31 protein-coding genes and 1 other annotated feature are annotated in these 26,381 nt (G+C 36.0%); of the genes, 25 read left to right on the plus strand and 6 right to left on the minus strand.

Translation table 11 applies throughout. The annotated features are described in order from the left end of the window. Positions 1-31 precede the first annotated feature (31 nt). From ACIP9W_RS02855 to rnz, 5 genes are all read left to right on the plus strand, one after another. Positions 32-358 carry a metal-sensing transcriptional repressor gene (locus ACIP9W_RS02855; RefSeq protein ID WP_400785764.1) on the plus strand — a complete coding sequence of 109 codons (327 nt, stop codon included), beginning with the start codon at positions 32-34 and terminating at the stop codon, positions 356-358. Positions 359-375: 17 nt separating this feature from the next. Then, entirely contained in the window at positions 376-582 is a 207-nt protein-coding gene (copZ, locus tag ACIP9W_RS02860; protein WP_400785766.1) for a copper chaperone CopZ, read from the plus strand. Positions 583-770: 188 nt separating this feature from the next. After that, complete coding sequence (locus ACIP9W_RS02865) at positions 771-1,355, plus strand: YdhK family protein (protein ID WP_400785768.1); 585 nt, start codon at positions 771-773, stop codon at positions 1,353-1,355. 172 nt (positions 1,356-1,527) lie between these two features. Continuing rightward, positions 1,528-1,854 (plus strand): four-helix bundle copper-binding protein, encoded by a 327-nt coding sequence (locus ACIP9W_RS02870; protein ID WP_400785770.1) that lies wholly within the window; start codon positions 1,528-1,530, stop codon positions 1,852-1,854. Between the two features lie 248 nt (positions 1,855-2,102). Then, positions 2,103-3,050 (plus strand): ribonuclease Z, encoded by a 948-nt coding sequence (gene rnz, locus ACIP9W_RS02875; RefSeq protein WP_400785970.1) that lies wholly within the window; start codon positions 2,103-2,105, stop codon positions 3,048-3,050. Positions 3,051-3,066: 16 nt separating this feature from the next. Here rnz and ACIP9W_RS02880 read toward each other — a convergent pair whose 3' ends face one another. Next, a complete protein-coding gene (locus ACIP9W_RS02880) occupies positions 3,067-3,222 on the minus strand; it encodes a hypothetical protein (protein ID WP_170206589.1) in 156 nt (51 codons plus the stop codon). Between the two features lie 77 nt (positions 3,223-3,299). Beyond that, positions 3,300-4,112 (minus strand): pyrroline-5-carboxylate reductase, encoded by an 813-nt coding sequence (gene proC / locus ACIP9W_RS02885; RefSeq protein ID WP_400785772.1) that lies wholly within the window; start codon positions 4,110-4,112, stop codon positions 3,300-3,302. Between the two features lie 50 nt (positions 4,113-4,162). After that, positions 4,163-4,377, minus strand: a binding site (T-box leader). A 123-nt stretch (positions 4,378-4,500) separates the two neighbouring features. Between proC and ACIP9W_RS02890 the strand changes: the two genes are divergently transcribed. The 5 genes from ACIP9W_RS02890 to ACIP9W_RS02910 all read left to right on the plus strand — a co-directional run bounded on the left by ACIP9W_RS02890 (position 4,501) and on the right by ACIP9W_RS02910 (position 8,291). Beyond that, entirely contained in the window at positions 4,501-5,442 is a 942-nt protein-coding gene (locus ACIP9W_RS02890; protein ID WP_400785774.1) for an MBL fold metallo-hydrolase, read from the plus strand. Continuing rightward, positions 5,429-6,181 (plus strand): SDR family NAD(P)-dependent oxidoreductase, encoded by a 753-nt coding sequence (locus ACIP9W_RS02895; RefSeq protein ID WP_400785776.1) that lies wholly within the window; start codon positions 5,429-5,431, stop codon positions 6,179-6,181. Before ACIP9W_RS02890 ends, ACIP9W_RS02895 begins: the two co-directional genes overlap by 14 nt. Positions 6,182-6,233: 52 nt before the next feature. Next, the gene (locus tag ACIP9W_RS02900; RefSeq protein ID WP_400785778.1) at positions 6,234-6,662 is read left to right on the plus strand and encodes a GNAT family N-acetyltransferase; all 429 of its coding nucleotides are present in this window, start codon (positions 6,234-6,236) and stop codon (positions 6,660-6,662) included. Between the two features lies 1 nt (position 6,663). Continuing rightward, positions 6,664-7,020 carry a DUF3139 domain-containing protein gene (locus tag ACIP9W_RS02905; RefSeq protein WP_400785780.1) on the plus strand — a complete coding sequence of 119 codons (357 nt, stop codon included), beginning with the start codon at positions 6,664-6,666 and terminating at the stop codon, positions 7,018-7,020. 188 nt (positions 7,021-7,208) lie between these two features. Beyond that, positions 7,209-8,291: an FAD-dependent monooxygenase gene (locus ACIP9W_RS02910; RefSeq protein ID WP_400785782.1), complete on the plus strand. Its 1,083-nt coding sequence runs from the start codon at positions 7,209-7,211 to the stop codon at positions 8,289-8,291. Positions 8,292-8,506: 215 nt separating this feature from the next. Here the strand turns inward: ACIP9W_RS02910 and ACIP9W_RS02915 are convergent, their stop codons facing one another. Beyond that, on the minus strand, positions 8,507-9,763 hold the full coding sequence (locus ACIP9W_RS02915; RefSeq protein ID WP_400785785.1) for a TolB domain-containing protein: 1,257 nt from the start codon (positions 9,761-9,763) through the stop codon (positions 8,507-8,509). Positions 9,764-9,868: 105 nt separating this feature from the next. After that, on the minus strand, positions 9,869-10,033 hold the full coding sequence (locus tag ACIP9W_RS02920; RefSeq protein WP_282244488.1) for an aspartyl-phosphate phosphatase Spo0E family protein: 165 nt from the start codon (positions 10,031-10,033) through the stop codon (positions 9,869-9,871). A 323-nt stretch (positions 10,034-10,356) separates the two neighbouring features. On the opposite strand from ACIP9W_RS02920, the gene hslO reads away from it, so the two are divergent. Continuing rightward, positions 10,357-11,235, plus strand: a complete 879-nt coding sequence (hslO, locus tag ACIP9W_RS02925) for an Hsp33 family molecular chaperone HslO (RefSeq protein WP_400785788.1) — start codon at positions 10,357-10,359, stop codon at positions 11,233-11,235. Between the two features lie 195 nt (positions 11,236-11,430). Here the strand turns inward: hslO and ACIP9W_RS02930 are convergent, their stop codons facing one another. Continuing rightward, positions 11,431-12,069 carry a cupin domain-containing protein gene (locus ACIP9W_RS02930; RefSeq protein ID WP_400785791.1) on the minus strand — a complete coding sequence of 213 codons (639 nt, stop codon included), beginning with the start codon at positions 12,067-12,069 and terminating at the stop codon, positions 11,431-11,433. Positions 12,070-12,204: 135 nt separating this feature from the next. Here ACIP9W_RS02930 and ACIP9W_RS02935 point away from each other — a divergent pair, with 135 nt between their 5' ends. The 8 genes from ACIP9W_RS02935 (at position 12,205) to ACIP9W_RS02970 (ending at position 17,636) form a co-directional block, all read left to right on the plus strand. Further along, positions 12,205-12,693, plus strand: coding sequence for an NUDIX hydrolase (locus ACIP9W_RS02935; RefSeq protein ID WP_400785794.1), 489 nt, complete (start codon positions 12,205-12,207; stop codon positions 12,691-12,693). After that, positions 12,653-13,195, plus strand: a complete 543-nt coding sequence (locus ACIP9W_RS02940; protein ID WP_400785797.1) for an NUDIX hydrolase — start codon at positions 12,653-12,655, stop codon at positions 13,193-13,195. The genes ACIP9W_RS02935 and ACIP9W_RS02940 overlap by 41 nt, the downstream gene beginning before the upstream one ends. A 55-nt stretch (positions 13,196-13,250) precedes the next feature. Then, positions 13,251-13,832 (plus strand): histidine phosphatase family protein, encoded by a 582-nt coding sequence (locus tag ACIP9W_RS02945; RefSeq protein ID WP_400785800.1) that lies wholly within the window; start codon positions 13,251-13,253, stop codon positions 13,830-13,832. A 345-nt stretch (positions 13,833-14,177) separates the two neighbouring features. Next, on the plus strand, positions 14,178-14,969 hold the full coding sequence (locus tag ACIP9W_RS02950) for a hypothetical protein (RefSeq protein WP_400785802.1): 792 nt from the start codon (positions 14,178-14,180) through the stop codon (positions 14,967-14,969). 189 nt (positions 14,970-15,158) lie between these two features. Next, on the plus strand, positions 15,159-15,626 hold the full coding sequence (locus tag ACIP9W_RS02955) for a GNAT family N-acetyltransferase (RefSeq protein ID WP_400785804.1): 468 nt from the start codon (positions 15,159-15,161) through the stop codon (positions 15,624-15,626). Positions 15,627-15,660: 34 nt separating this feature from the next. Further along, positions 15,661-16,641, plus strand: coding sequence for a GyrI-like domain-containing protein (locus tag ACIP9W_RS02960; protein WP_400785806.1), 981 nt, complete (start codon positions 15,661-15,663; stop codon positions 16,639-16,641). A gap of 41 nt (positions 16,642-16,682) precedes the next feature. Further along, on the plus strand, positions 16,683-16,961 hold the full coding sequence (locus tag ACIP9W_RS02965) for an acetyltransferase (protein WP_400785809.1): 279 nt from the start codon (positions 16,683-16,685) through the stop codon (positions 16,959-16,961). 258 nt (positions 16,962-17,219) lie between these two features. Further along, positions 17,220-17,636: a GNAT family N-acetyltransferase gene (locus ACIP9W_RS02970; RefSeq protein ID WP_400785811.1), complete on the plus strand. Its 417-nt coding sequence runs from the start codon at positions 17,220-17,222 to the stop codon at positions 17,634-17,636. A 591-nt stretch (positions 17,637-18,227) separates the two neighbouring features. Here the strand turns inward: ACIP9W_RS02970 and ACIP9W_RS02975 are convergent. After that, positions 18,228-19,622, minus strand: a complete 1,395-nt coding sequence (locus ACIP9W_RS02975) for a sigma-54 interaction domain-containing protein (RefSeq protein WP_400785814.1) — start codon at positions 19,620-19,622, stop codon at positions 18,228-18,230. A 351-nt stretch (positions 19,623-19,973) separates the two neighbouring features. Between ACIP9W_RS02975 and ACIP9W_RS02980 the strand changes: the two genes are divergently transcribed. From ACIP9W_RS02980 to ACIP9W_RS03005, 6 genes are all read left to right on the plus strand, one after another. Further along, a complete protein-coding gene (locus ACIP9W_RS02980; protein WP_400785816.1) occupies positions 19,974-20,720 on the plus strand; it encodes an SDR family NAD(P)-dependent oxidoreductase in 747 nt (248 codons plus the stop codon). A 182-nt stretch (positions 20,721-20,902) separates the two neighbouring features. Continuing rightward, entirely contained in the window at positions 20,903-21,688 is a 786-nt protein-coding gene (locus tag ACIP9W_RS02985) for an SDR family NAD(P)-dependent oxidoreductase (RefSeq protein WP_400785818.1), read from the plus strand. A 29-nt stretch (positions 21,689-21,717) separates the two neighbouring features. Then, the gene (gene gcvPA, locus ACIP9W_RS02990; RefSeq protein WP_142540615.1) at positions 21,718-23,109 is read left to right on the plus strand and encodes an aminomethyl-transferring glycine dehydrogenase subunit GcvPA; all 1,392 of its coding nucleotides are present in this window, start codon (positions 21,718-21,720) and stop codon (positions 23,107-23,109) included. A gap of 25 nt (positions 23,110-23,134) precedes the next feature. Further along, complete coding sequence (gene gcvPB, locus ACIP9W_RS02995) at positions 23,135-24,712, plus strand: aminomethyl-transferring glycine dehydrogenase subunit GcvPB (protein WP_400785821.1); 1,578 nt, start codon at positions 23,135-23,137, stop codon at positions 24,710-24,712. A gap of 77 nt (positions 24,713-24,789) precedes the next feature. Then, positions 24,790-25,512, plus strand: coding sequence for an amino acid ABC transporter ATP-binding protein (locus ACIP9W_RS03000; protein ID WP_400785823.1), 723 nt, complete (start codon positions 24,790-24,792; stop codon positions 25,510-25,512). Between the two features lie 43 nt (positions 25,513-25,555). Then, entirely contained in the window at positions 25,556-26,371 is an 816-nt protein-coding gene (locus ACIP9W_RS03005) for a transporter substrate-binding domain-containing protein (RefSeq protein WP_400785826.1), read from the plus strand. The last annotated feature ends 10 nt before the right edge of the window (positions 26,372-26,381 follow it).

Genomic DNA, 26,381 nt, shown 5'->3' on the forward strand with positions numbered 1-26,381 from the left:
ATGATAGAAATAGGGATAGGAGGTTGAATCCTTGGATAATATAAAAGAAGAACATACTATCGAATCCAATGCATCGTGTCGGAAAAGTCATCACCCTGAACATGTAAAAAAAGATTTAACAAATCGATTAAATCGGATAGAGGGTCAAATTCGTGGCATTAAAGGGATGGTTGATAAAGACGTCTATTGTGACGATATTATAACTCAGCTTTCCGCAACTCAATCCGCTTTAAATAGCGTCGCAAAAGTCCTGTTACAAGGACATTTAAAAGGCTGTGTAGTGGATAGATTAGCTGAAGGTGACGACGAAGTGCTGGATGAATTATTAGTAACAATACAAAAACTAATGAGAAAATAAAAGGAGTAATGATATAGATGGAAAACATAACATTAAATGTACAAGGAATGTCTTGTGGTCATTGTGTCAATGCTGTAGAAAGTAACGTAGGTAAACTAGAGGGAGTGGAGCTAGTAAAAGTTCATTTAGATGCAGGTAAAGTAGATGTTTCATTTGATAACGAAAAAGTAACATTAGCTAAGATTAAAGAGACGATAGACGATCAAGGATATGATGTAGATTAATTCCGTAAGAGTGCTGTATTAGCACTCTCTTTCTTACAACAATATATACCCCTATCCCGTATGACAAAGAACTTTGCAAGCTTAGTATCTTGGGCGGACAAGTTTTTCCTTATTCTAGTGTATACATGTAACAAGCTAACGCAATGTAAGTTAGTGAATATATCAAAGTTGAAGGGCGAGTGATAAAGATGAAAAAACAACTTATGCTAGGAGTTGTATGTTTGGCTGCAATATTTACACTGACAGCTTGTGCAGATGATAAAAGCGAAACGGATTCCAATGAAAATATGAATAGTAGTACAAGCAAAGAAGAAAGCGAGAACACGGATCACTCGATGATGCACCATTCTACTTCTGGGGAAGTTCCGGAAGGTTTGAAAGTTGCAGAAAATCCTACTTACCCAGTAGGTAGTCAAGCAATTATCGAAACGGATCATATGCAAGGGATGAAAGGGGCAGTAGCAACAATAGTAGGTGCCTACGATACAACAGTCTACACAATTTCCTATACTCCTACTACAGGTGGAGAAAAAGTGAGCAATCATAAATGGATTATTCATGAAGAGATCAAGGATGCTGGTGATGAAACAATCAAACCAGGATCAAAAGTAACGATAGAAGCTAATCATATGGAAGGGATGCAAGGTGCAACTGCTGAAATAGACTCAGCAGAAAAAACAACGGTTTATATGGTTGATTACACATCAACAACTGATGGAGAAAAGGTGACCAATCATAAATGGGTTACTGAAAGTGAACTGTCATCTAAATAAGTGTGTTTTCGGATTTGTGAGTGGCCTAAGGTGCTGTCTTCTATGGACAGCACTTTTTTATATGACTCAAATCAATACATGTAATTGACTTCTTTATTTTAGTTTAAACCAATACTTATAGGGAAAATAAATAAATATTAAATCAATAATTAAAATAGTAGGAGGAGTTTTGATGAACCTAAAGTATGAAGAATGCATAAAAGCTTGCTTAGAGTGCCTAAAGGCTTGTAATACCTGTTTTGATGCATGTTTACAGGAAGATGATGTGAAAATGATGGCAGAATGCATCCGATTAGATCGGGCATGTGCTGATATTTGTGCCTTTGCAATACAAGCTATGACTTCAAATAATCCATTTGTTAAGGAAATTTGCCAACTTTGCGCGGAAATCTGTGATCGCTGTGCAGAAGAATGTGCTAAGCATGACCATGAACATTGTCAAAATTGTGCCGAGGCTTGCCGTAAATGTGCGGAAGTATGTCATGAGATGAGTTTATAATAGGAAAAGAGTAATTTAATTGAGGCTATTGTCAATCTAAAGTGACTTTGACAGTAGCCTTAAATAATTTTTAACGACAAATTAAAAGTGAACTTATATTTTTAAAGAATTTGTTATTACTATCTATTTTCATACGGTAATCTGTTGCAAGACATGTTCCGAAAAGGTAGTATTAAATGACTTAAAGCAAAAAGAAAGCCAAGAATGCAAAGTGGGCTTTTTGGTTGATGACGAAAGCAGGTGAACAGATGCAATTATTATTTTTAGGGACAGGTGCAGGAATGCCTTCCAAGCAACGAAATACAACTGCCACTGTATTAAAATTACTCGATGAGCGGGGAACATTTTGGATGTTTGACTGTGGGGAGGCAACACAACATCAAATATTACATACTACTTTAAAACCGCGTAAATTAGAGAAATTGTTTATCACACATTTACATGGAGACCATATATACGGACTGCCTGGTTTGCTTGGTTCTCGTTCTTTTTTAGGTGGGGATGAACCCCTGACGATTTATGGACCAGCTGGTATTAAAGCTTGGATTGAAGTAACGCTTGCTACATCGAAAACACATATTAAATATGCACTAAATATTATGGAAATCGAAGAAGGTATTATTTTTGAAGATGATCAATTCATTGTAGAAGCAAAATTTCTTGAACATGTTATTCCTTGCTTTGGGTACAAAGTGACGCAAAAAGCACTGCCTCCAGAATTATTGATTGAAAAAACGGATGCACTTGATGTTCCAAGAGGCCCTTTGCTAAGACAATTAAAAGAAGGTTATGACGTAGAGTTAGCAGATGGTCGAATCGTTAAGAGTTCCGAAGTAACAGGGGAACCAAAAGATGGATTCCAAGTAACTATATTAGGCGATACAAAATTTTGCGAGAGCTCAATTTTACTGAGTAAGAGATCAGATATTGTCGTGCATGAAGGAACGTTTGACCAAGAAACGGCTGAATTAGCAGGTTTATACGGACATTCCACTATAATAGATGCAGCAAATGTGTGTAAAGAAGCTGAGGCCAAGCACTTGATTGTCAATCATATAAGTGCAAGATTTATGCCATCCGACATAAAAAACATGATTGCCCAGGTAGCACATTATGAGTTTCCCATTTACGTAGCGGAGGACTTTGCTGAATATGATTGGTCAAATGGGTTATTAAAGAAGATTCCGAGGGAGTAGTACCACTCGGGATCTTTTATTTTTTTTCAATGATAACTAAACTTAACGTAGCAACTGGTCCGATAATAAGGGATAAAAGAAACCAATTTAATCCGCTTCTATTTTTTCCTTGTGCAATGCCTGCATTAATAAGGGCAAGGGTACCCCATCCGACAAAGTACGAATTATCCATACAAAACGTACACACCTTTCTTGTTGTTTGGTTGCTCTTGAATGCCACTGGGTCTCCCTTAAACAGTTTTTACATGTTTACTCATACTGTTTGCCAAGAACACGCGATTTGTTTTGTGCAGCGTCGATACAAGCAAATATTGCTTCATCTACTTTATGCTGAACTAGCTGTTCAACGCCAGCTTCTGTTGTGCCACCTGGACTTGTAACTTTTCTTCGAAGTTCGGATGGCTCGACATCGCCTTTTTTCAACATTTGTGCTGCTCCCTCCATCGTTTGGATAAACAATTGCCGCGCATCTGCTGAAGTCAAACCATGTTGCACAGCTGCTGCTTCAAACTGCTCTGCAAAATAATATAAGTAAGCAGGACCGCTTCCAGCAAGTGCCGTCACAACATGTAAATCCTCCTCTTCTACTACTTTAACTGAGCCGATTGCTTCTAGGATATGGATAATTTCAAGCTTCGAATGTTCTGATACGAGGGCATTCCAACATACTGCAGAAGCACTTAATCCAACTGCCGCAGAAGTATTTGGCATTACACGTGCTATTGGTCGTTCTCCTAAATGAGATGTGATAGTTTGAATAGACACACCTGCAATAACAGAGATGATCATCGCTTCTTTGTTTATATAAGGAGCGATTCCATTGCATGCTTCTATTGCATCTTTTGGTTTCATTGCCAAAACGACAATATCTGCTTCCGTTAACGCTTTTTTCTCTTCACAAACAATCTGGACGTTATACGAACGTTTCAAATGTTCTAGCTGTTCCATATCTGATTTATTCATCACATGAATATGTGTGGGTGAAACTTTTCCCTCTTTTGTTAAGCCATTAATAATCGCCTCAGCCATTGCTCCTGCTCCAACAAATACGATCTTCGACATGTACAATCCACTCCTTTTGGTCATATAAAAAAGCGCTCCCGTCCTAAATAAATAAGGACGAAAACGCTTGTCTCCGCGGTACCACCTAAATTTGTCGATAAAAAATCGACACAACTTAATCCTCCTTATCGCGGGAGGCACGACTATGTTTGCATAGTAGCTCCGAAGTAGGTTCGACATATGAGCGGGAGGTGAAACTTGCAGCGGATCATTTCACTCTCTAGTACTCCATCATATATGTACTATTCTTCATCTTGGCTTTTAATTTCTGAATTAATGAAATTATATGTGTGTTCCAATAAAAAGTCAACGTCCTTTTAGTGACGTCTTATGGAAAAAGCTGTACAATGGAATGAATAAGCATTCATAACAAAGGGGAACTGAGTAGATGATACATAAAATTAGTGTGCCAACACCTTTTGCAGTAGGAGATGTTAATACGTATTTATTAAAAGGGGATGCATTAACGTTAGTGGACGTGGGACCAAAAACGGAAGAAGCTCTTGCAGCACTCAAAAAGGGGATAAAAGAAGCCGGCTATGCACTAACAGATATTGAACAAGTGTTATTAACACACCATCATCCAGATCATGCCGGTTGGGTGGATGCATTTGAACAAGCTACCATATTGGGTCATGCTTATAATCAACCTTGGTTAACGAAAGATAAGGATTTCTTTCAGTTTCATGACAAGTTTTATCTGCAAAGTTTAATAGAAGAAGGGGTACCAGAAAATTATTTGCGCTGGGTGGAAAAAATGAAAAGACCACTTCATTTTATTGGAAACCGTCCAGTGGAAAAAATTCTACAAGATGGGGATATACTACCTGGTCATCCTGAGTATACCGTGTTAGAAACATTAGGCCACGCGCAAAGTCATCTCTCTTTTTGGTCAGAGAAAGAGAACGTGCTAATCGGTGGAGACTTAATAATAGACAAAATTTCATCCAATCCATTAATTGAACCACCATTAAATAAAGAAAAACGGGCAAAATCCATGCTGCAATACAATGCGTCATTGCAAAGAATCCAATCGTTGCCAGTAGAAATGGTATATAGTGGGCATGGGGAGGAAGTTTATAATGTGTATGAGCTTCTTACAGTAAGACTTGAAAAACAAAGGGAACGAGCGATGAAGGTTTTAGACATGATGAAAGATGGAGAGAAAACAATTTTTGCACTAACGCAGGAGCTATTTCCAAAAGTGTATGAAAAAGAACTCGGATTAACGCTTTCCGAAACAATAGGACAAGTCGATTATTTAATGGATAATGAATATATAACAGAAAGACGAACAGAAGAAGGGATTTTAATGTATGGGCAAGCATAAAAAAGTATGTATTACCGGCGCTACAAGTGGCGTCGGACTTTTGCTTGCTAAGAAATTGCAAGCGGATGGTTATGAAGTTTGGGCTACAGGCAGAAATATAGCAGCTTTGGGTGAACTAAATCTGTTAGGCATACATACAATACAAGCGGATTTAACAGCAGAACAATCTTTTGAAAAACTATTCGAAGAGATGGGAACACCCGATGTAGTCGTGCATTGTGCAGGAGTCGGTACATTTGCTTATTTAACAGATTTAGACGAAGTTCAAATGGATCAAATGCTGTATGTTAACGTACTCGCACCGATGAAGCTTACAAAATACTTTGCTACAAAAATGAAAAATAAACGGAAAGGCCATATCATTTTTGTCGCTTCACAGGCAGGAAAAGTTGCAACTCCAAAAGCTTCTGTTTATGCTGCTTCTAAGCATGCTCTTATTGGATTCGCCAATGCAGTTCGCATGGAACTAAAGGAATTTGGAATAGAAGTTTCGACTATTAATCCTGGACCAATCGATACACCATTTCTCGACTTAGCAGATCAAGCTGGAAATTATCGTGAAAGACTAAGCAAACATCTCCTCACACCTGAAGCGGTTGTATCCTCTATCGAAAAAGTAATCCAGCATCCAGTTCGTGAGATAGATCTCCCGTCCTATATGAGTATCACAAGCAAATTATATGCAGTTTTCCCTAAAGTGGTAGAAACAGTTGGGAAACGTTTTTTTACGAAAAAATAGTGGATGATTATACTAATACCAAAACAAGCCTATTAGAAAAGGATGAGATAAGATGCAGTTTCATATTACAAAAGAGAGCGATAAGGCAGCAGTTAAATATATTAATAACGAGTTATATCAATATAATTTAAAACATTTTCCCGAAGATTTAAGAGGCAGATATAAAGAAATAAATCTTTTTGTACGAGATGAAAATGATCATGTTTGTGGAGGATTAATAGGCGAGATCTGCTGGAACTGGTTAGAAATCCAAATATTAATGGTGAACGAGAATTTAAGAAAATCGGGGCTTGGAACAAAACTATTATTAGAAGCAGAGCAAGTTGCGCGAGATAATCAGTGTGACTTCATTAAGCTCGACACACTTAGTTTTCAGGCTTTAGATTTTTACCAAAAACATGGTTATGAAGTATATGGTTCCATTGACAACGTAGGAAGAGAGCATAAGCATTATTATTTGAAAAAAGATTTAGTTTTTTAAAATGACAAGGGCTAAGAAGATTTTTTGGGTTCTCCTAGTTATAGCCATTATAGGAATAGCAATCGTACCTATAGTAACAATACAAGCAAATAAACATACCTACAAAAAAAGAGTAGCTAATTATCTAATAGCAGAGAAGGGCTATGAAAAAGAGAATATAGAATCTATTGAGGGAAAATGGGGAATCAAGCTTCCAACTTATTATGTAATTGTAACCTTTAAAAATGAAACATATGTGGAGTATGTCTATTTTGCACATGACAACGATATTTTTCAATTTAATTACAAGATCACGGAGGAAGGGCAACAAATGGGAATCAAAGAGGAAGACTTAATAAATTATAATCCTCGTTATTAAACTTCTCTATACTTGTATAAAACCTTCTAATTTTAACTGCTTTTCTAGAAACCATATTACTTTATTTGACTATAAGTGATTGTAATAATATACTAACTTACGTTATGTAAGTAATGGCGAGTTATTAAAGAAATTTGGGTTAGTCAAACTTGTAAAGTTATCGATTATCCACAGTAGGAGGATAAGAAGTGAATTATAAAGTAGATGTATGTGTTGTAGGAGCAGGGCCAGGAGGAGCATTGCTTGCTTATTTACTCGCAAAGAAAAATGTATCGGTTCTTCTCTTAGAGCAACATGCGGCTGTTGGGAAGGCTTTTCGTGGGGAACATTTAAACGAAGAAGGAGAAGAAATTTTAAAGGAGCAGGGACTTTTTGAGAAAATCGAACAACTAGGTCTACTTCGTATGGAAAAACTGGAGTATTGGCATAAAGGCGAACCTTTTAAAACAATACTACCAAATCCACAAGTAGGACATTTAGGCATACATGTTCCACAGAAGCATTTATTATCTATATTATTGGAAGCCGGGGAAGCGTATCCCGCTTTTCAGGCAATGATGAATACAAGAGTAGTTGAGTTATTAAAGGATGAAGCCGGCTTTTACAATGGAGTCCGTGCTGTAAAAGACGGGGAGGAAGTCTTAATTGAAACTGAGCTGATCATTGGAGCAGATGGCCGTTATTCTACTGTCCGAAAAAAAGCAGAAATTGATGTAACGATTCGTAAACATGGATTTGACTTGCTTTGGGCGAGAATTCCTGCTCCTGAGGATTGGGAGCCATCGATTAGAATGGCACTTATTGATGGAAAACAATTATCACTTTTCACCCAAGCACAAGGCTTTATTCAGATTGGTTGGAATATTGAAGAGGGATCCTTCCCTCAGTTAAGAAAGCAGCCGTTTACCCCTTTTATCGATCAACTAATCCAAGCATTTCCACAGTTGGAAGGAACGGTTCATCATCATATTCAATCGTGGAAAGATTTCGTATTACTTGATGTATATAGCTCTACAAGTGAGAGTTGGGGGAAAAACGGTGTTGCATTAATTGGGGATGCAGTTCATACCATGACTCCAACCGGAGCTTTTGGTCTGAACAGTGCTCTGAAAGATGCTGATTTTCTAGCATCGCTCATTGATAAAAATTATATATCCCAGCTTAATTATTTGGAATGTGCGAATGCAAGAAAAAGAGAAGTAGAAAAGCTACAAGAAATTCAAGTAGAAAAAGAGCAGGCGTTTGCTTCGAATTTTGTTGTCGTAGTTTAAAGAATTTAACGCACCTCTATACAAAATAAGCTAAATTAAATTAGCCTTTTGTATAGGGTGCGTTATTTTATCCCGCCTTAACGGGTAGTAAGACTCCCACTTCAAGATGTAAGAAAAGCAAAAAGATCAGTGGGAGATGACCGGGGACTAAAAGTGCGACGTCCCCCCTAGCACGTCCTGTGCGTCGAAAAACCCCCACTGATTGTAGTTTCACTTTATCTTTCCGGAAAAAAGCTGTATACACCAATGTTGTTCACCCAAATTTTTGCGTTTTCACCATTTGGGTCAGCAATCCATAAGTCAGAGGTACTTTCTGTTAATTCTGTTTGCCGCAACCATGTAAGTTTGTTTATTACAGGTAGGAATAGTGGATTGTTATCTTCTTTTCCTTTTGGGGGAGAGGTTATTTTCACCTGTTTATCACCTGATAATGGTACAAAATATAAAGAGGAAGTTGGACGTTTTTCGGGGTCATTCGACCATTCTGCCTCCGCTACTCTAGAAACAACGAACGAATCGTCATTTACCCATGTAAAGCCTAGATCTGCATATTTTTCAGGGGTAAGAGTTAATGTTAGAAAAGAGGGAAGTTCGGTTACTTTTAAGTTTTTGTTCTTATAGCCATATACTATTCTTCCACCGCCAGCAATATAGCCAAGGAAGTTTTGCTTAAATGCCCATTTTGAGTCGAATCCTAAAGCCATCTCATCAATCACCTTAAACTGTTTTCCATCTTCAGAAAGAACGCATAGCATATCACTATCCATTGCCCAAGAAGCAGTCGGTGAGACTCTAAAGGATACCCATTTTCCGTTTGGAGAATAATTAAAGGAATCAGCGTTTATAGAAATGATTTTGGCCTTATCTATGCCTATTTCTTTAGGAATAACAAACAGTTTCTTTACATTTTTCGTCAAATCTTTATTATTCATATAATCCTTTTCTAATGTAACTGTATAAAGAACTGGATTTGTCCATCCATCCGGCCGAAGATCAGCACTAGAGGAAGTGATAAATCCTTTCCCGTCCGGCTGCCATTCATAACTATCGACACCTAACGCTATGTTAGTAAAGCTCTTTAAGTCGGATATATTTAAGACGCTTCCGCTCATAAAAGCTACAATATTTTCAGAAGGTGACCATTTGGGATTGTAACCGTCATAAAAGATTTTTTTATGCGTTTTAGTTTGGATCATATAAATCCATAACTCGTTGGTAATTTCTCTGGAATCATTCAAATTACCGGGAACTTCCTTTTGATATAGGAGCATTTTTCCGTCGAATGACCACTCAGGAGGGTAATGGTACTTAGCTTTCTCTTTCGTTATTTTTTCTTCTTTGTTATTGACTTTTATCCATAAATAGCCGTCCTTTTCAAATGCAATTTTTACATCTGATATATTCGTTTCTGCAAGAGTATTCATGGGGAATATTAAATAGAAAATGAACAATGCCTGAATAATTTTTGCCAAATTATCACCTCATTCTTTAAATTCCCCTTTTATTTTTAACTTATCCGTAAAATAAACCGATTACTTTCCTGAACTCAGGAAAGTAAATCGGTTTTGTATGTTAGTCTAAGAAGCAATTTTTTGGTATTTATTTAGTAATACATCTAATTCTTGGCTACACTCTACAACTGAAGGATGTGTAAATCCATAGTTTTTTGCTTTTTTGTACATGATTTTTCTTTTTATTGCAATTTGAAACAATAAAGCTTTTTCATCCAATAAGTTCAACACGGTATTTCCTCCAAATAATATTTTAGTTATCGAATTGATATCCGTTTTTGTGTGGTGTCTAAACCAACTTTTATATTGTATAACAGGAAAAATGCAAATATTGTCGCATGGTGGAAAAAAATTAAATGTTCATAAATTAGTCACAAATTATATGTATATTTTAAAAAATAAGCAAAAATGAATCGTTATGTCTATAATAAGTAATATAAAATATATTGACTTTTTTATGGGAAATGAATTTCTTTGCATAATAAGAGATTTACTTTAAGCTGTTAGCATGTTAATAGTTCGTCTTTTCGACAACTATAAAAGGAGACAAAAATATGAATGATTATATAGTAAAAGCAATTGCACTTCAAGATCAAGTCCGAGCGTATGCCATTCGGTCAACTAATACAGTTAGTGAGGCACAGCGACGCCATGATACGCTTCCCACATCATCTGTGGCACTTGGACGTTCCATGACAGCAGGTGCTATACTGGGTGCCATGATGAAAGGCGATGAAAAATTAACGATAAAAATTGACGGAGGAGGCCCAATTGGCACGATTCTTGTCGATGCAAATGCAAAAGGAGAGGTGCGTGGCTATGTATCCTATCCACGAACCCATTTTGAAGTGACAGAGTCAGGTAATTTAGATGTGAAACGTGCTGTTGGAACTAACGGAACTCTTTCCGTTTCAAAGGATGTAGGGCTTAATCAGCCATTTGTTGGTCAAGTAGCTATTGAAACAGGAGAAATCGGAGATGATTTTACCTCGTATATAATGAATTCAGAGCAAACCCCGTCCTCTGTTGGTGTAGGAGTGCTTGTAAATGAAGATAATACAATCGAAGCAGCTGGTGGTTTCATTATTCAATTATTACCTGGAACTTCGGAGGACACGATTCGATATATCGAAAACCGTTTACTACAGATTCCGTCTATCTCTATAATGGTTAAAGAAGGTCTTACGCCAGAAAAAATATTAGAAGAGGTATTAGGCGCAGAAAATGTAAGTATACTGGAAACAATGCCGATTCAATTTCAGTGTCAATGCTCGAGAGACAGAATTGCAAGAGCAATTATTAGTTTAGGACAGCAAGAAATTCAAGACATGATTGTGGAAGATGGGAAAGCAGAGGCCCAATGCCATTTCTGTAATGAGTATTATTTATTTACGAAAACTGATTTGGAGCAACTATTAGAAGAAACGAAATAGGAAACTTATTAGACTGTTTGGATGTTTGTCATCAGACAGTCTTTTTTCATTCACATGGATTACCTTTTTTTAAAGGACTATACATAGTAAATGGAGAATATTGCTATCATGTGAATAAATCACATTGAATAAAGGAACTTTATATCATGGAATGCCAGCACTATTAGAGGGCATATCATGCTGGCAAGATACAGGTTAACAAGTCGGATGATTATAAGGTGTATATGGTTGCATTGGATATCCTTGATTTCCATAAGGATATATATAATTGGGAAATGTCTGCGCGTTACTTCCAGGGTTCCGATAACAATTTTTCGGCGGTCCAATATAAGTGGAAGCTGTAATAGGTTTAATAGCTGTTTTCCATTGATTTTCGTCCATGCAATAAGTATGAGCCATAATGTTCGATGGTGTTAATCTTAAAATATCCGAACCAAGTATTACTTCTGGTGTAGATGTGTTGAAAATAGCAAGCGCATGTGTGCGATCCTCTGTTGCCATTTGGTAATGCCACCAGCCTTGCGGAATATTTGCTACTTGGCCAGGTGTTATTGTGTAATGCTGATATTGCTTCGTAAATGGATTTAGTATGGAAACTGCCATAGCACCGGAAATGCAATATACCAACTCGGAAGTATTCGGATGATAATGCGGTTCAATATTGTTACCTCTACTTAGAAAAATATCAATCAATGATAAATGATCTAATGTATTTAACTGTTCGCTACCAAGAATATTCATAAAGTTAAAATTATCTTTTCTAAAGAAAGAATTTTTATTGACGTCAAAAGTGAACTGGGTGGATGGGGAAGTATAGTCAATTGGTGAATCCATAGCTTAACCTACCTTTTCCAATTGTTATGTGTTTTGGGCACATTCTTAGCATCATATGTAGTGGCCCAACTTTTTGTGCAATAATGGAAAGAGGAGTCTGATTATTCAAATCGATAACCATATGGAGGAACACAAATGATTCCAAAAGCTAAATCATTAGGCATGCTTTTCAAAGACAATAAAATACTTCTCGAAGAACAAGAAGGCAAACATTCTAAAGGGACTGGATTATTTTATAGACCAATTGGTGGAACAATTGAAATTGGGGAAAAATCCGAGGAAACAGTGATAAGAGAATATGAAGAAGAACTAGCCCTAAAAATCACAATCCAATGCTATGTTACGTGCCTAGAGAATATATTTACCATCGACGAACATATTGGTCATGAAATAATTCAAATTTACATAGTAGAGCTGGAGGATCAAAGCCTATATGATCAAGAAATATTTAAAGTCGTTGAAGGAAATAAAATTACATATGCTAAGTGGATTTCATTGGAAGACATTATTAATGAAAAAAAGATTCTTTATCCGAATGGATTAAGAGAAATAATGTGTGTTATGACTGGAAAGGAAGAAGATAATGAGCAATTGGAAAACATTAAATGCAAATTATGTCTATAAAACAGCTTTCGGAAATTTGCGTAAAGATACTTGTGAACTTCCTGATGGACAAATTATTGAGGAATATTATGTGAATGAATATGCCGACTGGGTTAACGCTATCGTTCTTACAAAAGAGAAACAGATAGTACTAGTTAAACAATATCGATATGCTGCACAAGATTTCTTTTTAGAAATCCCAGCCGGTAAACCTGAGGAAGATGAGGCATACGAACATGCTATATTAAGAGAAGTAAAAGAAGAGACAGGATTTATTAGTGAAAAGCAACCTATATTATTAGGAGAATTCTATGTTAATCCAGCAACTCAAACGAATAAAGTAGTTTCTTTTTTGATTGTAGATGCGCATAAGGCTTTTGATCAAGAGCTGGACCCGACAGAGTTTATAGATGTCCAATTGGTAGATTTGAATGATATGGAAACCATGATTGCAACAGGAGAGATCAACCAGTTATTTACTGTGAGCGCTTACTATATGTCTAAATCACTCCTAACAAAATAGTTACAGAAATAGGAACTGTAGATTGTGAAGAACGATTGGAAAAGAAGGCGAAAAAATGACTAGGTTCGGATTAATAAGACATGGGCTGACCGAGTGGAATGAATTGGGCAAGGCACAAGGAATTTCTGACATACCTTTAAATATAACAGGATTAAAACAAGCACAAGCACTAGCAGATAGACTTTCCCTTGGAGAAGAATGGGACATAATTGCATCAAGTAATCTATCCCGAGCAAAGGAAACTGCACATATCATATCGGAAAAGTTAAATTTGCCTATTGCTATTTTTGATAAGAGAATAAGAGAAATAAATTGTGGTTTAATAGAGGGAACAACAGAAGAAGAAAGGTTGCAAGTATGGGGAAATAATTGGCGCAAACTGGACTTAGGCATGGAGAAATTTGTGGATGTGTCCAAAAGAGGCTGTGAATTTTTAGAAGAAGCTGTCATGACCTATAAAAATAAACGTATACTGGTAGTAAGTCATGGTGCATTGATTGGTCTCACGTTACGGCATTTGTTACCAGAGAGATTTCCTAATACAAACATGGAAAATGCGTCTCTAACTATTCTTGAAAATATAGAAAATAGTTGGGATTGTACACTGTATAATTGCACAAGCCACCTAGAAGCGTAAATTGCTAAAGGAGAGAAGAAAATTTTCAGTATCACCAACAAAATAATTCTTCTTTTATTGTCACTTCTAATGTTTGTGGTTTTGTGGAAAATAATGAATTTTATCTTTGTCTCTTTTATCCCGTTTAATCCTATATCCGAGCTTATTGCATCTATAGTAATTGTCTTGATGATTCCTTGTTCGATGATTTTGGCTGATATTACATGGAGTATGATTAAAAATTGTTTCAAGGAACAGTAGAAAATATATCTAATTTATCAAGATAGTAAACTCCTAGTTACTCAAAAGGGGTTTACTTTTTTATGCGTAGGGAAAAATTAAAGATATAAAGAAAGGAAGATTCAAGTGAAACCTTTAATGCGAATTTTTATACCAATTTTTACGGCAATACTGCTTAGTGCCTGTTCTCCTAATAGCGAGGCAGAAAAAGCTACTAAGGATAGTAAAGAGCCGACAGCAGAGGTGGAGGCAGACTTCAATCAAGAACCAACTTCCACTGAATCTAATCAAACTAATCCAGCAATGACTCAAGCGGAAGTAATAGAGTCTATCAGAACGGACTTAAAAACCAATGTAACTAAATTGCTTCCAAGCGAACTGCCATTACAAAATGATAAGTATTTAACCGCAACAACTACATCAGATGAGAGCCATTATGAAGTTGTTTTTTACGAAAGCAATGAGCCGACTGCCATTAATCATGAAACGAGTGCAGACGGCCAAATTATTGCTCGTCTTCATGCTCAAAAATATGAGAGTAAGCAAGAAGCAGTCGAACAAATAGCTTTTGAAAACTTTAGCGAGCTGGGAGGACAACCAATCGACCTTGGCTACGGAATCACCGGCTATCAGGACGCTGGTGCAGGTTCCATGTGGACAAGCTGGAATGAAGGTCGTTGGGCAATCGCCGCTCATACGCGTACCACAGATGGGGAAAAAGGAGAAGAACTTGCTAAAGAGGCTACCAAATTTTTAGAAACCCATACATTGCCTATTCCTAAACCGAATGGATTCGCACATATTGATGTGTACCAATTAGATAACCGAATTGCTTGGCAAAACGAAAATATAGTTTATATGATAGACGAAGTAAAAGATCCAATGATCGCGTTGGAAATTGCCACTTCCATTGAATAGTTTAATTGAAACATCTCCTTTATGGAGATGTTTTTTTGGATTCAGAAGCTGGATAAAGGGTTTTATTGATTGTTTGAAGAATAAACCTTAGTAGGAAAGATTCTTATAAATTCCACATGATTAATTGCTAAAGATTTTTTGCTCTTAGGAATCGAAATTAAGAAATATTAGCAAAAGGAGAACAAAAAAATGAAATTTAGGCTCGCCGAAAGAAAAGATATAGACCAGTTAATCCAAATGAGATGGGATTTCACGATTGAAGATAACGATACGAAAATATTTACAAAGAGTGATTTAGAGTCATTTAAAGCAGAGTGCCATACTTTTTTAGAAAGTGCTTTGAAGAGCGAGACTTGGTTTATTTGGGTTGCAGAAGAAGATGCGAAAATTGTATCTCATATTTACATACAATTAATCGAAAAAGTGCCTCGTCCCGGCAGGATTACTTATCCATTTGCCTATATGACAAATGTCTATACAGAAAAAGAATATAGAAAACAAGGAATTGGAAGTAAATTGATCACTACCATTAATGAGTGGGTGAGTGAGAATAACTATGAATTTATCATCGTTTGGCCAAGTGATGATAGCGTTGACTACTATAAAAGAAATGGATACGTTCGTTGTAATGAGCCTATGGAGTATTTCCCTTCTTAGAAGAAAATAAAAACCTGTATAAGGATGTTTTCATATGCAACTCTTTCATGTAAGTGAAGAAAGTAATATAGAATTTTTTGAACCAAGAATACCAACTCGAACAGATTTAGATCAGACGAAAGGGCTTGTATGGGCCATAAATGAAGAATGTTTACCAAACTTTTTGACTCCAAGGAACTGCCCGCGTGTTTGCTATCATGTAGGACCGAATACTTCGGAGGCAGATAAACGAACCTATTTTTCGTCTAAGTCTTGCCCTTATGTAGTAGCGATAGAACATAAATGGTTCGAAGTGATGCAAAATACTACCTTATACTTATATGAATTTAACACTTGGGAATTTACTCTTTTGGACGAAAATGCGGGTTATTTTATAAGTGATAAAAAGCAAATACCGATTAATAAAATCAAAATAGATAATTTATTCACTGCTCTCTTTAAAAGGAATATTGAATTGCGATTGGTCGACAACTTATGGGATCTACATGCAGAAATTCAAAAGACAACATTGAATTGGTCTAAGTGTAGAATGGGTTTTGCACAGAAAATGGAATTGGGGGGGATTAAGATGGAATTCAAAAAGGTAAAAAGAGAATTTATATTAGTGGGCATGAAAAATGGAGGACTCTATGCAAACTTTGGAAAAGAAGTACCTGTCTTTGCACATCAATTTTTAAAAAGAGCGGATGAGATAAAAAACCATACAGAAACAGAAATTGCTCTTTACGAACCTAAAAGAACCGCTGACCATAAAGAAGGCAATTATTATGTTGGATTAATCGTTGATGGTGCTTTAAATGAAATTCCGTCTGGCATGGAATTGATCGAGATTACACACGATTATATGACTGTTCGAGGGAAAATCTCAGAAATAACAGATCTTCATTCCAAATTATCTATCTGGGGAGAACAACAAGGCTATAAAAGAAATTTGGAATCTTATATTATTGAGACCTATCATCCAATTGAAAATAGTGAGGAAGAAGTGGAAATATATTTACCAATCTATACTTAAGAATCAAAGTTTCTTAATGATAAATAGAAAGGGGTTAACTAATGTGTTCGAATAACATAGAAGGTCTTGAATTTAAGGTTGCTAACGGTAGAGACATCTCTAGAATAATCGAAATGTTAAAACAACTAGCTGTATGGATGAAGGACAATGAAATAAACCAGTGGCGGTTTCTATTAGAAGGAGGTGATGATGAAGAAATTGAACAAGCAATTAACAAACAAGAAACATATATCGTCTTAAAATATGATCAATTAGTTGCTACATTTACGCTTTTAAGTACACAGATGAGTGGGATAAGCATAGTTGGGGAGAAGAATTAAATTCTAGTTCTCTTAATATGCACCATCTAGCAGTCATTCCCTCTTGTATGAAAAAAGAATTAGGTAGCAGTATATTAAGCTGGATCCAAAACAATATGAACGGTCACAAAGACTATATTAAACTAGATTGCGTTTCAGATAACCCAAAGTTAAATGCCTTTTATAAGAAAAACAATTTTGAACTTATCGGGTTAAAAGATGGTCATAACAAATATCAAAAAAGAATTAACTTGTAGAAACACTTAAAGGAGCCCATCTATGATGAATTATAGTATTGTAGAGAAATTAAGCGAAAATCAATTTATAGAATTACATAGTTTATTTAAAAATGAATGGTGGACCCAGCATCGTGAGCTTGTGGAAATTAGAAAGATGGTAGACAACAGCAGCTTAGTGATCGGGTTAATTCAAAATGAAACAAAAGAATTAATAGGATTTGCTAGAGTGATAACGGATGCTGTATATAGAGCATTCATTTTTGACGTGATGACGAAAGAGACCTATAGGAATAGTGGTATTGGTAACATCTTGATGAATTATTTATTGGAGCATCCGTTTATTCGAGAGGTTGAACGGATAGAGTTATACTGTCCTGACAGATTAGTTGGATATTACGAGAAGTTCGGATTTTCAAAGGATGTGAATGGCAGTAATTTAATGAGACTAAGAATATAATTATAGATCAAAGGTTTTCCATGCAGTAATTATTTTGACCATTTATGATTACTCTGTTTGTTAATTCAATCTCTGCAATATTTTGTTATTTTCTTGTCGCTTCACCATGTTTTGAAGTTTGGGGATTATTATTTTCTTTATATGATATGGCAGTTGCAGTACTCTTGGAAAAAGCTTAAATGGTAATCTGACTTATAAAAGTTTTACAAACTTTTGCTGATTGGCTGGCTTGAATTTAGTGTTTTGGATCAGTGAATCTAATCAAGCGCAGGTATACGATATATTAAATCAGCACCACCAGTATAACTGGTGGTTTGTTCTGCACGTGAAACGCTAGGATACTCCCCCATATCTTAAGACTGAAAGGTCCGGCAATCGTGCTCCGCTTTCCACGACCGCTAAAGTGTTTCTGCTATTTTTGACTTTCAGTGTTCTCTTCGCCTGTGGAAGGATCATTGTATTTTTTTCTGGTCATCTGATTCTCATACTCTAAAATCTCTTCTTGAATAACATTTCTATTGTATAGATTATTGAAAGATGGATATAGGTTTATGTCATATAATTGAGGTTTAAGTTATGAAATATAGCTAATCAAGACAGTATTTGAAGCTTTTCTAACTTTCGATAAAGAGTTCGAATACTCATCCCTAAATCCTTTGCAACCATTTGCTTGCCATTGTAATTGTACCCATAGATATTAAGTTTTTGAGTTATTATCTCTCTCTCTACATCTACTAATTCTGCATTCTTTTGTGGTTGCTGAACATCTTTGCAACTTGCTAAAAGATATGGAGGAAGTGATCGTTCACTTAAAGCATTTTCTGTTTCAAAATTCATGCTATATTCGATAACGTTTTCAAGTTCTCTTAAATTACCAGGCCAATGATAAGTAGATAGCACTTCCATAAAACCATTGGTACAAGAGTTGAAATACTTACCAGATCTATGTTTCAAGTTTTCTTTCATTTCTTCTACTAGTAAGGGTAAATCGAGCAGCCTCTCTCTCAAAGGGGGTATTGTAATTGGAATTACGTTTAAACGATAGAATAGGTCTGATCTAAACTTTTTCTCTTTAATGGATTCTTCTAGAGGTTGATTTGTAGCGGCAATTATCCTTGCATTTACCTTTTTCACACTAGTTCCGCCAACCCGTTGGATTATCCCATCTTGTAAAACTTTTAAAAGTTTCGATTGCAAGTGAATGGGAAGCTCCGCAATTTCATCTAAGAATAATGTTCCGTTATCCGCAGATTCAAAATAACCTTTTTTTCCCCCTTTTCTAGCGTTGGTAAATGCACCGCTTTCGTAACCAAATAATTCACTCTCAAATAAACTCTCTGGTATACTCGCACAGTTTATTTCTACTAGGGGCCCGTTACTCACTGTGCTATTTTCATGAATATACTTTGCCAACATACTTTTCCCAGTCCCGGTCTCTCCTGTAATGAGTACTGTAGAAGTACTATTTCGTATCTTCTTCACTAATTCTGTAATATGTTTGAATGCTTGACTGTTTCCAAAAATGTAATTGCCTGAAGAATAAATGGGAGAAAGATTACTTTTAAACTCATTAGAATCCCTTAAAATTGATATGATAATATCTTTTAGACGTGTTAACCATTCTGTGTATAAATCTTTTTGTTCGATTAAAATACTTTTATTTTGAGGGGATAGACTAACCAATGAAAGATATCCAAACTTTTCACCATTTAACATCATATCTTGAATAAGTTCTGCATTCGATGGACAATTATTAAAAAAATGGCACCCTTCACACATTTTCATATCTCCTGGCTGATGAAGTAGAGTGATGTGATTTCCGTATATTTTATCAAAAAAAGGAACATGTACCTTCATTCCCTTTTGGGTAATATAATCCTCCGTTGCGGCTATTAAACGTCCCTCTTTATCAAAACAAGCAATATCGACTTGCAAAAGCCCTGAAAAAGCTTGTATCACTTTCGAAATAGAACTTAATAAAATCACCTAATCACCTCTTTAAAAAATATTCAACTTAAAACTCATTGTATTTATAAAATTCGGAATAGTCAATATACAAAAAAAGATATGTCATGTCTTATGTCAAAAGTGTCAGAAGCATATTATTGTTTTCTCTTTCCACTTTTACTAATTTCCTTGTCACCGTCATAGTTTTAGTCCGCCTACTAAAGTTGGCATAGAAATTGCAAGACTAAAATGTAAATACAGATTTTAAAAATTCAACGGTGCAAAAGATATTAGTGCCCTGAATTATAGGGGAGGAACTAGATGGGGAAATTTAAATAATAAAATATTAAAACGAAATAAAATTTTGAAATTTGAAAGGTGGATACAATTATGAGTAATTATCAAGATAGTCTAATGGATAAACGTGTTGTTATTACTGGAGGTGCAAGTGGCATTGGTCTAGCTACTGCTCTTCGATTTGCAGATGAAAAAGCTATTGTTACTATTATTGATAATAATAAAGAGTCATTAAATAGAATATTGAGAGAATGTCCGACAATAAAACATGGTATCTTCGCGGATGTAAGCAATTACGAAAGTGTACAAAATGCCTTTCTAGAAATGGATGACTTGGCTGGGGGTATTGATATCCTTATTGCAAATGCCGGCATAAGCGTTAGATCTAGTTTTCTAGATATTACTCCGGAACAGTGGGATAAAGTAATTGGGGTTAATCTCAATGGTATATTCTATGCATCACAAGAAGCGGCAAAAAGAATGATCCAACAAAAAGGTGGGGTTATTTTAATGACAGCTTCTACAAATGGTTTAGTTGGTCATCCGAATTATGCTGATTACAACGCATCTAAAGCTGGAGTGAATCTTTTAGCCCGAACTATGGCATTGGAATTAGCACCAACGATTCGTGTAAATACAGTTTGTCCAGGATATGTACTTACCCCAATGCAAATTGCAGAATATAGCCCAGAAGCATTAGAGCAAGTAAATGAGAAAATTCCATTAAAACGACATGCTCAACCTGAAGAAGTTGCTGGACTATTTGCTTTCTTAGCATCTTCAGAGGCGAAGTATATTACAGGACAACATATTCCAATTGACGGTGGAGAGCTAGCATAAATTCACTAGTTTTTACCGAGTGACGTAGATGACAAAACAGTCAAACTTTTGTCATCTATGACACTAGATGTTAATTGAATTAATTTATAATCGTTAGCAATTCCTGTGTTTTATATGTGCTTCTTTACTTTAAAAAAGTTGGCACAAAAATTGCAATATTAATTTACGTAGAAAGGGGAGAGATGTATTTGAATTACGAAGATTTACTAGGTGTTAAAAATAAGGTAGTTGCGATTACAGGTGCTGCGTCAGGAATAGGTTTAGCTACTGCAAATTTATTTGGGGAACTAGGTGCCTCAGTAGCATTATTAGATATCAATGAAGACCAAGGAAAAAAAGTTGCTGAGGAAATGATTATTAAAGACATAAATGCGAAATTTTACAAATGCAATGTGACATCTTCTGAAGAGTGCAGAGTAACTGCTAAGAGAATTGAAGATGACTTCGGTAAAATTGATGTGCTTTTTAATAATGCAGGAGTCATCCGGCGAAAAACGGTTGTTGATCATTCTGAGGAGGATTGGGATTTAGTACTAGATGTTTCTCTAAAAGGAGCATTTCTATTGTCTAAATATATTATTCCTATCATGGATAAAAATGGTGGGGGAAGTATTGTTAATACTGGATCAGGATGGGGATTGAAAGGTGGGGATTTGGCAGCATCCTACTGCGCAGCGAAAGCTGGTGTTGTGAATTTAACAAAAGCAATGGCTATTGATCATGGCCCTCAAAATATTCGAGTGAATTGTATTTGTCCAGGCGATACAGACACACCTCTCCTAAGAGATGAAGCAATACAATTAAAACATGATGAGGATACTTTTTTAGCATCTTCTGCGGTTGATAGACCACTAAATAGAATTGGAACCCCGTTAGATATCGGTAAAGGTGTATTGTTCTTGGCTAGTGATTTGGCTTCATGGGTGACGGGAACGATTCTTACGGTTGATGGCGGAGGCCTAGCATAATAAATGAGGAGGAAATTGTTATGAAAGAATTGAAAAAAGTTGCACATCCTTATATTCCAAATACAGTACCTGAAATCAAAGAGCAAATGTTAAAAGAAATTGGGGTAAAGACGATTGAGGAGTTATTTTCCGGGATTCCAGAAGAGCTGCATTACCGTGAAACATTGCACATTCCGAAAGCGCTTTCGGAATATGAATTACGTAGATATATGGAGGGATTATTATCTAAAAATACGAGTACAACAGAATATCTGAACTTTTTAGGTGCTGGTTGCTGGAATCATTTTATCCCAGCTATTTGTGATGAAATAAATTCTCGTGCAGAGTTTGTAACTGGGTATGCAGGGGATCCATACGAAGATCATGGTCGCTTCCAAGCTCTTTTTGAGTACCAGAGTTTAATGGCAGAGTTAGTCGATATGGATGTTGTCAATGTTCCGACATTTGATTGGGCGCAAGCAGCGTCAACATCTATTCGTATGGCGACCCGAATAACAAATCGTACAGATGTATTATTACCCAAAACAATCTCACCTGATCGGCTAAAAGTTATTAAAAACTATTGCTCTCCGTATATAAATGTAAGTTTGATTGACTATAAAGAAGATACTGGACAAATTGATCTCGAAGATTTGGAAAATAAAGTATCTTCTAATACAGCAGCTGTCTACTTTGAAAATCCATCCTATTTAGGATTTTTAGAAACACAAGGTCAACAAATTAGTAAACTAGCAAAAAAACATGGAGCAATTACGATTGTGGGAGTCGATCCTAGTTCGCTAGGTATTGTCGAGCCACCTAGTCACTATGGCGCTGAAATTGTTTGTGGTGATCTTCAACCATTAGGCATGCATATGAATTACGGTGGTGGTCAATCAGGGTTTATTGCAACCCACGATGATATCAAATTTGTGCAAGAATACCCATCCAGATTATTTGGAATTGCACCTACAGTTGTAGAAGGTGAGTATGGGTTTGGTGATGTGTATTATGATCGAACTTCCTTTGCACAAAGAGAAAAAGGAAAAGAATTCGTAGGTACACAGACGGCATTATGGGGTATTACTGCAGGAGTTTATTTATCTTTAATGGGTCCTGAGGGAATGTATGAGCTTGGAAAATCTATTATGCAAAAATCGCAATATGCAATGCAACAGATAGGAAGTATTCCAAATGTAGTAGCATCACGATTTGAGTCAACTAGTTTTAAAGAGTTCGTTGTGGACTTCTCCTATACTGGGAAATCAGTGAAAGAGATTAATAAGTATCTTCTAGACAATAGAATTTTTGGAGGTAAAGACCTTTCTGAAGATTTTCCAGAATTACAACAAAGTGCTTTATTCTGTGTAACAGAAATTCATACAAAAGAAGATATCGACCAGCTTGTTTCCGTTATTAAGCAGTGCATAAACTCAAAATGAAATAAATTGAAAAGGATGAATTCCTATGAAGAAAATTAACCGCGAACATAAAGTACGAAATTTCCAGCAAGCTAAATGGGATGAACCGATTATTTTTGAACTTCATAATGCTGGTGAAAGAGGTGTTTTACTCCCTCACGTGGAAAGTGAAATTGTAGATTGTGTAGGGGATGGGCTATCAGCTTTACCTGCATCTTTAATTAGAAAATCAGCTCCTAAATTACCTGAAATTTCACAAAATAGAGTGCTTCGTCACTATTTAAGACTTTCACAAGAGATGTTAGGAGGCGCTCTTAACGTTGAAATAGGTCAAGGTACTTGTACAATTAAATATTCACCTAAGATTAATGAAGAAATTGCTTCATCTCCCAAAATGACAGAGCTTCATCCTCTACAAGATGAAAGTACTGTGCAAGGTATTTTAGAAATAACACATAAATTAGATCTTTGTTTGAGAGAAATTTCCGGTATGGATTACTTTTCTTTCCAACCGGGCAGTGGAACACAGTCGTTGTTTTCAATGGCTTCCATCGTTCGAGCTTTTCATGAAAGCAATGGGGAAGGTGAGCAACGAAATGAAATTATTACAACTATCTTCTCGCATCCATCTCAAGCAGCAACTGCAGCTGTAAAAGGATATAAAATCATTACATTGTATCCTGATAAAGACGGTTTTCCTGATCTTGAAAAGTTAAAGGAAGTAGTATCTGACCGTACAGCTGGATTTGTAGTAGCAAATCCAGAGGATACTGGTATATACAATACACGTATAAAAGAATTTACAAAAGTTGTTCATGATGCTGGTGGGATTTGCTATTACGATCAGGCAAATGCAAACGGTTTGCTTGGAATTACTAGAGCTAAAGAAGCAGGATTTGATATGTGCTTCTTTAATCTTCATAAAACATTTTCTACACCACATGCATGTGGAGGTCCAGCAACAGGGGCACTAGGAGTAGCTGCAAAACTAAAAGAGTTTTTGCCTGGTCCAATAGTTGAAAAGCAAGGTGATCAATATACTTTAAAAAGTGATATGAAGCATAGCATTGGAAAAGTTCGTTCGTTTCAAGGGGTACCTCAGATGGTAGTCCGCGCATATGCATGGATTCGAGCGATTGGTGCAGAAGGATTAAAAGATGTTGCTGAAATCGCAGTTTTGAACAACAATTACTTGTATCACCATATTTTGAAAATTCGTGGTGCAAGTGCTCCATATATTAAAGGTCAACGTTTGGAGCAAGTGAGATATAGCTGGGAGCAGTTAACTCGAGAGACGGGAGTTACTACCGATGATATATCACGAAGAATGGCCGACTTTGCTCATCAATATTGGACTAGTCATCATCCATATGTTGTTCCTGAACCTTTTACGTTAGAGCCAACTGAGTCAACTTCGAAATCAGATTTAGACGAGTATATTGCTTCATTAACATATATTGCAAACGAAGCATATGAAAATCCTGAAAAAGTAAAAAATGCCCCATATAATAGCACTATTCACCGAGTAGATGAGCAAGATTTCTTTGAGAACCCTGAAAAATGGGCAATTACATGGAGGTCTTACTTAAAAAAGAGTAAAGAAATAGAAAAAATAAGATCATAAGGTTTTCTCCCCATTAACACATCTAAATCACTTGTTAATGGGGAGTCATTGATATTAAAAGTAAGGTGGTGTCTCGCATGATAAAGGTATCGAATTTGAAAAAATCTTTTGGGGATCTAGAAGTTCTAAAGGATATTAATGTGGAAATAAACCAAAAAGAAGTAGTTGTTGTCATAGGTCCTTCTGGATCAGGAAAATCAACATTCTTACGTTGTTTAAACAAACTAGAAGAGACAACTTCCGGAACAATTCTATTAGATAATATTAACCTTACAGATAAAAAGATCAATATCAATAAAGTGCGACAAGATATCGGAATGATTTTTCAGCAGTTCAACCTATTTCCTCATAAGACAGTTTTAGAAAATATTATTATTGCCCCTATGAAAATACGAAAAAAAAGCAGACAAGAAGCAGAAGGTATGGCATATACTCTACTTGAAAAGTTGGGTTTAGTCGAGAAAGCAGAAGCATATCCCGACTCGCTTTCTGGAGGGCAAAAACAAAGGATTGCGATAGCAAGGGCGCTTGCAATGGAGCCAAAAGTAATGCTTTTTGATGAACCAACTTCTGCACTCGATCCTGAAATGGTTGGAGAAGTTCTAAATGTGATGAAAGAGCTAGCTAAAGATGGAATGACGATGGTTGTTGTTACCCATGAAATGGGGTTTGCGCGTGAAGTAGGGGATCGTGTAATTTTTATGGACGAAGGATATATCATCGAGGAAGCTAGCCCGACCCAATTATTTAGTAAACCACAACATGAGCGTACAAAGACATTTCTATCGAAAATTTTATAAAAAATAATAAATAGTTTGTAAATATAGAGAAGGAGGAAAAAAGATGAAAAAGAATACATTGTTCGCCATAATGATTTTATGCACAACCCTTATTTTTCTATTAGCAGGATGCGCAAAGAAAGAAGATTCATCGAATGCTAGTGCTACCGTGAAAGAAAGTGAAGAGGATTTGAAATTAGTGCATGATGGAAAACTTACTTTTGCTATGAGTGGTCTACTTAAACCTTTAAATTATAAGGATAATGGCAAACTTGTTGGTTTTGATGTTGAAATTGGAACCGAAATTGCAAAACGTATTGGGCTCGAACCGAATCCAGTAACTAATCCTTGGGAAACAATACTTCAAGGATTAAAAGGAAATAAATATGATGTAATCATAGGAAGTATGACTGCCACAGAAGAACGATTAAAACAAGTTGACTTTTCCGACCCATATTATATTTCCGGTGCACAAATTTTCGTCGCAGAAACAAACGACACAGTTCAATCAAAAGATGATTTAGGTGAGAAGTCAGTTGGTGTAATGCAAGCTAGCACTCATAAAGAAGTAGCAGAGACATTATCGAACGATGTGAAAGGTTATCCTAGTGAAATATTTGCTTTACAAGATTTAATACCAGGACGTATTGATGCAGTGATTACTGACAAAATCGTCGGAGTCTCAGCGATTAAGGAACAGGGAATGAAAATAAAAACTGTTGATGGTGTTCTAAATAGAGAAGAAATAGCTGTAGCAATTAATAAAGACCATCAAGCTTTACTAGACAAGATTAATGTGGCCATCGCAGAAATTATAGAAGATGGCACATATGAAAAAATAAGTATAAAATGGTTTGGCGTAAATATTATGGAGGACTAAACTACAACTT

Source organism: Psychrobacillus sp. NPDC093180 (genome assembly GCF_044754065.1).
In the GTDB taxonomy this organism is placed as follows: Bacteria; Bacillota; Bacilli; order Bacillales_A; family Planococcaceae; genus Psychrobacillus.

Bases quoted from the DNA above. Each gene is read 5' to 3' on its own strand.
- copZ (WP_400785766.1), top strand. From the start codon at position 376: ATGGAAAACATAACATTAAATGTACAAGGAATGTCTTGTGGTCATTGT.
- ACIP9W_RS02865 (WP_400785768.1), top strand. From the start codon at position 771: ATGAAAAAACAACTTATGCTAGGAGTTGTATGTTTGGCTGCAATATTT.
- ACIP9W_RS02870 (WP_400785770.1), top strand. From the start codon at position 1,528: ATGAACCTAAAGTATGAAGAATGCATAAAAGCTTGCTTAGAGTGCCTA.
- rnz (WP_400785970.1), top strand. From the start codon at position 2,103: ATGCAATTATTATTTTTAGGGACAGGTGCAGGAATGCCTTCCAAGCAA.
- ACIP9W_RS02880 (WP_170206589.1), bottom strand. From the start codon at position 3,222: ATGGATAATTCGTACTTTGTCGGATGGGGTACCCTTGCCCTTATTAAT.
- proC (WP_400785772.1), bottom strand. From the start codon at position 4,112: ATGTCGAAGATCGTATTTGTTGGAGCAGGAGCAATGGCTGAGGCGATT.
- ACIP9W_RS02890 (WP_400785774.1), top strand. From the start codon at position 4,501: ATGATACATAAAATTAGTGTGCCAACACCTTTTGCAGTAGGAGATGTT.
- ACIP9W_RS02895 (WP_400785776.1), top strand. From the start codon at position 5,429: ATGGGCAAGCATAAAAAAGTATGTATTACCGGCGCTACAAGTGGCGTC.
- ACIP9W_RS02900 (WP_400785778.1), top strand. From the start codon at position 6,234: ATGCAGTTTCATATTACAAAAGAGAGCGATAAGGCAGCAGTTAAATAT.
- ACIP9W_RS02905 (WP_400785780.1), top strand. From the start codon at position 6,664: ATGACAAGGGCTAAGAAGATTTTTTGGGTTCTCCTAGTTATAGCCATT.
- hslO (WP_400785788.1), top strand. From the start codon at position 10,357: ATGAATGATTATATAGTAAAAGCAATTGCACTTCAAGATCAAGTCCGA.
- ACIP9W_RS02930 (WP_400785791.1), bottom strand. From the start codon at position 12,069: ATGGATTCACCAATTGACTATACTTCCCCATCCACCCAGTTCACTTTT.
- ACIP9W_RS02935 (WP_400785794.1), top strand. From the start codon at position 12,205: ATGATTCCAAAAGCTAAATCATTAGGCATGCTTTTCAAAGACAATAAA.
- ACIP9W_RS02940 (WP_400785797.1), top strand. From the start codon at position 12,653: ATGAGCAATTGGAAAACATTAAATGCAAATTATGTCTATAAAACAGCT.
- ACIP9W_RS02945 (WP_400785800.1), top strand. From the start codon at position 13,251: ATGACTAGGTTCGGATTAATAAGACATGGGCTGACCGAGTGGAATGAA.
- ACIP9W_RS02955 (WP_400785804.1), top strand. From the start codon at position 15,159: ATGAAATTTAGGCTCGCCGAAAGAAAAGATATAGACCAGTTAATCCAA.
- ACIP9W_RS02960 (WP_400785806.1), top strand. From the start codon at position 15,661: ATGCAACTCTTTCATGTAAGTGAAGAAAGTAATATAGAATTTTTTGAA.
- ACIP9W_RS02965 (WP_400785809.1), top strand. From the start codon at position 16,683: ATGTGTTCGAATAACATAGAAGGTCTTGAATTTAAGGTTGCTAACGGT.
- ACIP9W_RS02970 (WP_400785811.1), top strand. From the start codon at position 17,220: ATGATGAATTATAGTATTGTAGAGAAATTAAGCGAAAATCAATTTATA.
- ACIP9W_RS02980 (WP_400785816.1), top strand. From the start codon at position 19,974: ATGAGTAATTATCAAGATAGTCTAATGGATAAACGTGTTGTTATTACT.
- ACIP9W_RS02985 (WP_400785818.1), top strand. From the start codon at position 20,903: ATGTATTTGAATTACGAAGATTTACTAGGTGTTAAAAATAAGGTAGTT.
- gcvPB (WP_400785821.1), top strand. From the start codon at position 23,135: ATGAAGAAAATTAACCGCGAACATAAAGTACGAAATTTCCAGCAAGCT.
- ACIP9W_RS03000 (WP_400785823.1), top strand. From the start codon at position 24,790: ATGATAAAGGTATCGAATTTGAAAAAATCTTTTGGGGATCTAGAAGTT.
- ACIP9W_RS03005 (WP_400785826.1), top strand. From the start codon at position 25,556: ATGAAAAAGAATACATTGTTCGCCATAATGATTTTATGCACAACCCTT.